This is a genomic window from Melioribacter sulfuriphilus (genome assembly GCF_051488685.1).
GTDB lineage: Bacteria > Bacteroidota > Ignavibacteria > Ignavibacteriales > Melioribacteraceae > Melioribacter.
Map to the genome: position 1 here is coordinate 1 of NZ_JBPSEH010000016.1, position 7,515 is coordinate 7,515.

The 7,515-nt window shown below is 32.4% G+C and carries 7 protein-coding genes; all 7 read right to left on the reverse strand.

The genetic code is table 11. The annotated features are described in order from the left end of the window. Positions 1–46: 46 nt before the first annotated feature. The gene (locus tag ACSSV9_RS14460) at positions 47–1,714 is read right to left on the reverse strand and encodes a S8 family peptidase (RefSeq protein WP_437347970.1); all 1,668 of its coding nucleotides are present in this window, start codon (positions 1,712–1,714) and stop codon (positions 47–49) included. A 10-nt stretch (positions 1,715–1,724) separates the two neighbouring features. Further along, entirely contained in the window at positions 1,725–2,159 is a 435-nt protein-coding gene (locus ACSSV9_RS14465; protein WP_437347971.1) for a hypothetical protein, read from the reverse strand. 327 nt (positions 2,160–2,486) lie between these two features. Then, positions 2,487–3,173 (reverse strand): hypothetical protein, encoded by a 687-nt coding sequence (locus ACSSV9_RS14470; RefSeq protein ID WP_437347972.1) that lies wholly within the window; start codon positions 3,171–3,173, stop codon positions 2,487–2,489. A gap of 225 nt (positions 3,174–3,398) precedes the next feature. Further along, positions 3,399–4,430 (reverse strand): TolB family protein, encoded by a 1,032-nt coding sequence (locus ACSSV9_RS14475; protein WP_437347973.1) that lies wholly within the window; start codon positions 4,428–4,430, stop codon positions 3,399–3,401. A 214-nt stretch (positions 4,431–4,644) separates the two neighbouring features. Then, the gene (locus ACSSV9_RS14480; RefSeq protein WP_437347974.1) at positions 4,645–5,616 is read right to left on the reverse strand and encodes a hypothetical protein; all 972 of its coding nucleotides are present in this window, start codon (positions 5,614–5,616) and stop codon (positions 4,645–4,647) included. Positions 5,617–6,424: 808 nt separating this feature from the next. Continuing rightward, entirely contained in the window at positions 6,425–7,081 is a 657-nt protein-coding gene (locus ACSSV9_RS14485; RefSeq protein ID WP_437347975.1) for an outer membrane beta-barrel protein, read from the reverse strand. A gap of 6 nt (positions 7,082–7,087) precedes the next feature. Next, a partial coding sequence (locus tag ACSSV9_RS14490; RefSeq protein WP_437347976.1) for a hypothetical protein occupies positions 7,088–7,515 on the reverse strand: 428 nt, incomplete at its 5' end.

Consider the following 7,515-nt stretch of genomic DNA (forward strand, 5'->3'; position numbering starts at 1 on the left):
CCTCTTTTTTGTTTATTCTCTTACAACGCTTTTCATTAAAAAGTTTTTAAATTCTGGATAATTTTTCAGAGGTTTCTAAAATAAAACTATCCGGGATATGAACCGTCCCTTGAATTTTTTTTGTTTCTGCTACTGCATATAAACCATAGGGATAATAAAAAGCAATCAGATTATTTAATGGATTAGAAACGGTTGTAACAGTTCTATTAGTGCTTGCAGTTAAATGCAACATATTAAATGGAGCGCTTGAAATATGAAGGGCTTGTCCAGCATTTAGCCGACCGGAACCATACCTATATGGATCGCTTGTAGGTTCAGCGCTCTTTTTTAAAATTTCTTGTACGTCTTCACCGAGAATAGGCATACTTCTTTCACGAAATTTAGAAAACACTAAAGCGCTGACGCCCGCAACAAACGGAGCCGAATTTGATGTACCAGCAAAATCTCCATACGAATTATTATTTTGGGTCGTGTAGTTTAAATAAAATGGTGCTGATAGCGTTACACCGTTGCCATAACAGCTTTGTGATGCTATGTAACCGTAATCGTTGACTCCCGAAATTGACATAACGACATGACCATTTGAAAAACTTGCCGGGTAAATGACTGTCTCTGCCGTAACATCTCCTCCAACATTCCCTCGGCTTGCGACTACCACTACATTATTTATATATGCCCATGCAAAAGAATTATAGTAAGACTGATAAAATAAACTTCCCCAATCCCAATACATTCCAGTTAAGCTACCGAAACTGCAATTAATAACATTTACGCCATAACCGAATCCGTTATTGACACTTGGATCAGTTGCTGCTTCGAATACAGCTTCAGATATAAGTGATGCTTGCAACATATTAACGCCGTTTTCACCAACATCTTCGTCTGTTACGCGCAAACTGAATATTTGGCATCCTGATGAAATTGCAGAAGATGAACCTCCGGCAATTCCAACTACGCCAGTGTTATTCCAATTAATAGCTCCTAAGATACCGGCTATTGGTGTGCCATGTGTTTCGGTAGAGTAGGTTGGTCTCGGATCGGAATCGTTATCCTTATAATCCCAACCTCCGCGTATTCTGTACCCACTTCCGAATCCGGCTCCAAGATCGGTATGTGTATAATCAATCCCATTATCTACCACAGCAATTTTTATCCCAGAATTACCCGCTGAATAATTCCATGCTCGTGGTAAATGAATGTTATATGAACTGCTGTAAAACTGTGGTTGTGAAGTGTAATATGGATCATTTGGAGGCCATGTGGAAACGGCAACTTCCGCGTCGTGAGTTATTTTCTTTACAGTTTTATTTGTTTTTAACTCATCGTTCAGAGTATTAACATCAATCTTCGAAAACGTTTCTACAACTAATAATTTTTGAAATCCTTCTACATTAAATTTCTTCCCAGAAGTTGTTGTTAAGTATGCTACATCTTCCGGTAATCTTCGAATAAATTTTCTTATTGACAGCGGTTTTATTTTTTCGAAAAACTTTGCAACATCCAACAATTTTTTATTACTCTTTTCAGTTGCATCATTTATAGAGTTAATCAAACTCGTATTATCCAGATAGCCATTGAATAATGTAAATTTCTTAAAACTGACCATCGAATCTAATTCAACTACATACGTTTCTCTTTTACTTTGAGCACTTGAAGAAATTGTAAAAATTATGATAAAGAGAAACAAATTTTTAATTAACTGATTCCAGAACATAGAGAACCTCCTATTTATTGATGTTTAGAATGATGTTGCTCCTCAGTATTTTTTCATTTAATTGAACACCGATTTTACTTTGTCCGGGATAAGAACTATCAATAATGCATTGTATCACAGGAACATAGTGTAATGCTATAAGTGAGTCAATTAATTTAGAATGAAAAAAGTGGCCGTACTCTTTTACGGGGAATTGGTCATAGTAGCCTGTCGCTTGGAAAATATATGTTTTGTTATTTTCGTCTAACAATACTTTCACTTGTTCAATACTTGACACATTTAACAGACTATTTATGTTTGTCAAAAGTATATTAAGCGTATCTCCTACCCTGGCAGGGCTAGGAATAGCTTGCTTAATTTCAATATAGTTATCATCTATCGTCTGCTCATCACAACTCAATAGGATGAATACAAATAGAAATACCGATAATACTGTCCGTCTCATTTTTGCCTCTTTTTTTACTGATTATGTTTCGACACCCTCTAAACTCATTTTAAATGAGTGCTATCTCATATTTACCTCCATTTTAAGTAAGTATAACGGCGTTGCCGATAAGCGGCGCCCCAGAACAGAGATGCCACTTAAAATACTAATGCCGATGATTTGGCAAACTGTGCTTAACTTTCATCGTAAGCGCAGTTTGCAACAATGTTATTTAATAGAACTACTTTAAACAAGTTAGCCGAAACGGAACGACCAAATTTATAATTTCTAAAATGCCAAATGCGAATACGGCGTCCGCTTGATTGGCGGGTTATACCGTTTTTATGATTAGTTGGAAAATTTCCATTTGTCTTTTATTTGACAATTATTTTTAATCCAACAATCATTGCATAACCTAAAGCCTCTGCTGTAAGTATTTTTCCCATTGTTTATTTTTTGACAAAATACTTTACCGATATACCATAAGTAATCAAAATATATTCTTTCACCATTCTTTGGAATATATCTTTTTAATTCATCTTGAAATTTATCTACTTTCTTTTTGGAAATATTTTTCTTTGGAACACTTTCCAAATCTAATGCTTCATCAAACATTCTTATTGTGTGTGAATCTAATGGCACATACAAATCCTTTAATAATTTTCTTTTGCCCAGTTTTCCATAAAAAATGAACACTTCTAATATGAATGCTTCAATCTTTTGTCCAACTCCATTTCCTTTAGCTTTCTCAACAAGTTCTTTTAGAGCTTTGTAATTACCTTCTCTTAAAAGTGATTTAAAATTCTCATAATTCCTATTGAAATAATTTTCCGCGGCTTTCAATTTTTTTGAATTTGGAGTTCGGCGAGTTTTTAAACAGAAATCAATAACAGACATATAGTTCTCTTTACTAGCCAACATCTTGTTTCTTGGAATACCAATTTGCCTAAGCATATAATTCTTCATAAATGAATCCATATAAGGCTGCTTAGCTTTAAGAGTTCTCCATATTTTTAAAATATGTTTCTGTTTCATTCTATTATTTTATTGAATGTTTACTAAACGGTATAACGGCGTTGCCGCTAACCGGCAGCCCAGAACAATAATGCCGAATAGCTGCAACTACTTTCTAATTTGTTAAAATATTTCCTAGAACAAACAACCTTAAAGAGCAACTTGGTTTTGCAAACGCAACTTTATAATTACACAAATGCCGCACTGAAAAACGCTGTCCGTGTTGAGCGGCGGGTTATGTTACGTTTATTTAATTGAACTAACTGCCATATCAAAGCTCAATATCTGATAAGGTAAAAGAACTGAATCTTTTTGAGAATAAATATTATATAAATGCATACCATCTCTTTGTAATGAAACTACATTTTTACTATCCTTTGTAAAATCACCGACAAATACTATTCCCATATCAATTTTATTTTTATTTTCAAAACTATATAAGTATGCATGGCTCATTGGGCCCAAAGTGTTTATGTAAAGAATATATTTTGCATCACCAGATATTTTCGGATTCAAATTTATATCAAAGCCAGTTGTGTTTGGGTCTGGGACTAACAAGGTTGCAGTTCTAGTTGCAAAATCATATTTATAAATACCGTCACTTCCTTTAAAAACAAATATTTTATTATCAGTAGAAACAGAGGGCTCCGAACCATTAATGTTTATTAATTTTTCCTTTGTTCTATCTTTTATATTATAGAGGTAAAATTCCGGACTATAATTCGGGTTAGAAGAATATAATATTTGGTTATCGTCAGAGAGAAAGGTTGGATACCATCCCGTGTCAATAAAAACTGGAATCTTATTATCTGAATCTTGCTTAATTATATAAATTTCTGAATAACCTTTTTCAAAAGATTGATAAACAATTGTCTTTTTGTCTTTAGAATATTTAGGGTTGGTTTCTCGGAATTCGGTGTCAGTTATTCTTATAGTTTGACCAGTTATTAAGTTGTAAGAAAATATATCATCTCTATCACATAACAATAAATCTTCGGCTCCTCTTTTTCTATAATCAAGTGTAAAAAGAAGTTCATGCCCATCGTCTGAAAATGATGAAACATATGCATAGTAAAACGTATCAACTACATTTGAAGTAATATTAACCAACGATTTTGTCAAAGAATTATAGAGATATATATTTCCAATACCAGGCGTATCATAAGCTATAACATAGTTACTTGGAAACGAAGTAACTATTGGTTCAGTGGATTTTTCCTTGCAGCTTGATAACACAAGTATAAAGAGTAAAAAGTATTTATACCATTTCATTTTCATAGATATTATTTAGTAACATAACGGCGTTGCGCCTAACGCGCCGCCCAAAACAACAATGCCGGTTTTGTCAACGCAACTTTTATTTATAAATCAGTTTAAAGAACCAAATCAACTTTACACAACAAACTAATTCTGAAAAGCCAAACCCAAATGCGACTCAATTAGACCGCATCGAAGAAGCGGTCGCTGTTGAGGCGCGGGTTAGGCACAGACCTTACTTTTGTAATAAATTACATAATTTGTCATAATCAATAAACAAAGTATTATTTCTATTAGATGGTATTTTAATCTTCGAATTAATTTTTTTTGTAGCATTATTTGAAAAATGATTATCCGTGATAATTACTAATTTAGATATATAAACTGGATTTGGAGAATCTGTTGTTTCGAACGGAATATTAAAGGCGTCGTCTATTTGTGAAATGATTTTATCAATAATTGAATTTGCTGAGCCAGATATTTTCCCTTTTTTCACTTGAATGCCCCAATATTCTTGGGCGTTTAATTCATTTAGCTTTGATAATAATATATCTATTCCGTATTCATCTTTGCCATGTTTATACTTTACGTCTTGAAAACCAAGTCTCCGAAATAGTGGAATAATCATATTTTTAGAAAATTCCTCTTCAGTATGAAATATATTTAATGAAAAATCGTCTGGCATTATGGGCATGACAGCATTCAGAATTAATATTTTTATAAGGTCACTCACCTTCTGGTTAAGTTCTTGAAAAGTAGAAAAACTTATTGTTGTGAGAAATGTAATAGAATATTCCCCGAGTGACTTTCTTATCTCTTCTATGCGGACATCGCTAGTTTTTTTTGCTCGAAGTTTTACAACTTCAGATAATTTATTCATTATAAGATCATCATCTGGATTATAATCATTTGTGATAGTACCGAAGAATGATATACATACATTTTCATTTTCTTTGCTTAATTCATATTCAATTGAGATATCCGGTGAATATCTAATATTTATATATTCATTCGTATCATGCAAATAAAAAATAAAATTGGATGGTAGTTCCTCTTTATTAAGCTTTTCAATCTCGTGCATAGGAATGACTGTGTGGTAGTTTTTCCCATCATACCTTTCATAATCTTCAACTTCATAAGAATTTTTATCGATTATAATGTTTCTTATCCTATCTTTCTCTTTTTCTATTATTATATTACTTCTCATAATCACACAGTGCCTAACGGCGTGGCAACTAAACCGCCGCCCAGAACTACAATGACGATTTAATAAACCTACCCCTATTGTTTTAAACTACTCCGTTTTGTAAATCACATTTATTGTACAACTATTACTAAAAAACCAATGTCTATTTTTATTCACTACGACCGGTTCGAAGAAGCGGTCGGTTTGGGTTGCGAGTTAGTTTTTACTTTTTACGTTTATGACGATTTAGTACTATTTTAATTAATAATTAACCCGCTTTGAAAACCCATGCCCAAATTACTCCACCCCTATTTACTGTAATATTTTTGTTTTTTGGTGAACTATTAATTTTATCAACGATTTCACTTTACAACGGAAAAAAACAAAAAACCAAAATGCTGCACTTACAAATTAGCGACGACACAAAACCAGCAAACAACCCCCAAAACATTTGAGCAATTAGCAAGACGACTTTTACAACTAAACCTGATAAGAACTAACTGACATAAATAACGATAACTGAAAATACGCAGACACCAAAACCAAAAAGAAAAACCCGAACGAAAAACCAGCATTTATGACTACACTTGCACTAAAATATTTTTGCAAACTAACGGCGTGGTTTTTAAGCCGCCGCCCAACACAGCTTTGCTACTTAAAACACATACGCCAATAAATTTATAAATACTTTTTTATTGCAACCTACTTTAAAGAGTAACTAACTTTTACAAAGTAACGCTATAACAATACAAATGCCGAACAGTTTAAAGCGGTCGGCTTGGAAAACGGGTTATATGGCATTATAAGATCATATTTACTTTAGCAATAATTAAAAGGTTATCCCTATGATTAAATTATGCGTGTTAATAATCTGAGTATCATATTTATAGAAATATCTAATATCTAATCCTAATTTTGAAGAAATATTTAATTCAGTACCTAACCCAAAAAGTATTCCAAAGGAATTAGAGGGATTATCTTCAATATTTTTTGTTTTATATTCATTTGGTATACCTTCCAATGATGGATAGGATATTGACACTGTAGGAGATTTAAAATATTTAGTATCAATGATAAAATTGTAACCAAGATTAAACAAAAAATATGGTGATAATGTGTTTTGCTTAAAAATATATTGTACTCCCAAATAAAGAGGAATTAAATCATAGCTCTTTTCATTAACATTATATTGATGTGTATAATAGAATTGAATACCGTTAATCGTATTTATTGAATAGGATTTTACAGTATAGGAGGCGCCGGCAAATGATTTTGAATATCCTAGCGCTAAATTCATATTAAAATTGTGTGTTAATTCTGGCTTAAGATCTAGAATAAAAGTGCCTCCAGTTTTAGAATCATTGCTAATATTAATTCCACCATAAACTCCTACGTCCACATTTGAAAAAAAAGAGGAGGACTTATTTTCTTGCGCTAAATAAATATTCATAGAAAAAACGAATAAAAAAAAGATTAATGTTTTCATAAACTATCACCTTTTGTTATTAAGAAACAACAAAAACGGATGCTGCATTTTATAACCATTATTTTGGAAAATTGCTTTGGAATTTTCCATTTCAACATACTTTCCAACTTTCCTTCCTTTAACACTAATGTAATTAACAAGTAAAAATGAACTACTGTCACCTATTACAGAATATCCTAAGTGACCGAAATATTTTGTATAATAAATTTCTGAAACCTCGGTACCAGATATACCTTTGGAGGATATAATAGCAAATACATCCTTAAATTTGCTAGCTGGCGTATTAAAATCATTCAAATGTTTTGCAGTCAAATAATCCTTTGATGAATCTGGATTTAGATATCCAACTGTTTGCAACCAAACATCTCCATCGTTCGGGGAAATTTTAGCTAATCGTTGTTCAGAATATGGATTCCCTTGGTAGGTTGATGTTT

What these genes read in the sequence shown, in the direction of transcription:
- ACSSV9_RS14465 (WP_437347971.1), bottom strand. Translation starts at nt 2,159, where the DNA reads ATGAGACGGACAGTATTATCGGTATTTCTATTTGTATTCATCCTATTG.
- ACSSV9_RS14460 (WP_437347970.1), bottom strand. Translation starts at nt 1,714, where the DNA reads ATGTTCTGGAATCAGTTAATTAAAAATTTGTTTCTCTTTATCATAATT.
- ACSSV9_RS14470 (WP_437347972.1), bottom strand. Translation starts at nt 3,173, where the DNA reads ATGAAACAGAAACATATTTTAAAAATATGGAGAACTCTTAAAGCTAAG.
- ACSSV9_RS14485 (WP_437347975.1), bottom strand. Translation starts at nt 7,081, where the DNA reads ATGAAAACATTAATCTTTTTTTTATTCGTTTTTTCTATGAATATTTAT.
- ACSSV9_RS14475 (WP_437347973.1), bottom strand. Translation starts at nt 4,430, where the DNA reads ATGAAAATGAAATGGTATAAATACTTTTTACTCTTTATACTTGTGTTA.
- ACSSV9_RS14480 (WP_437347974.1), bottom strand. Translation starts at nt 5,616, where the DNA reads ATGAGAAGTAATATAATAATAGAAAAAGAGAAAGATAGGATAAGAAAC.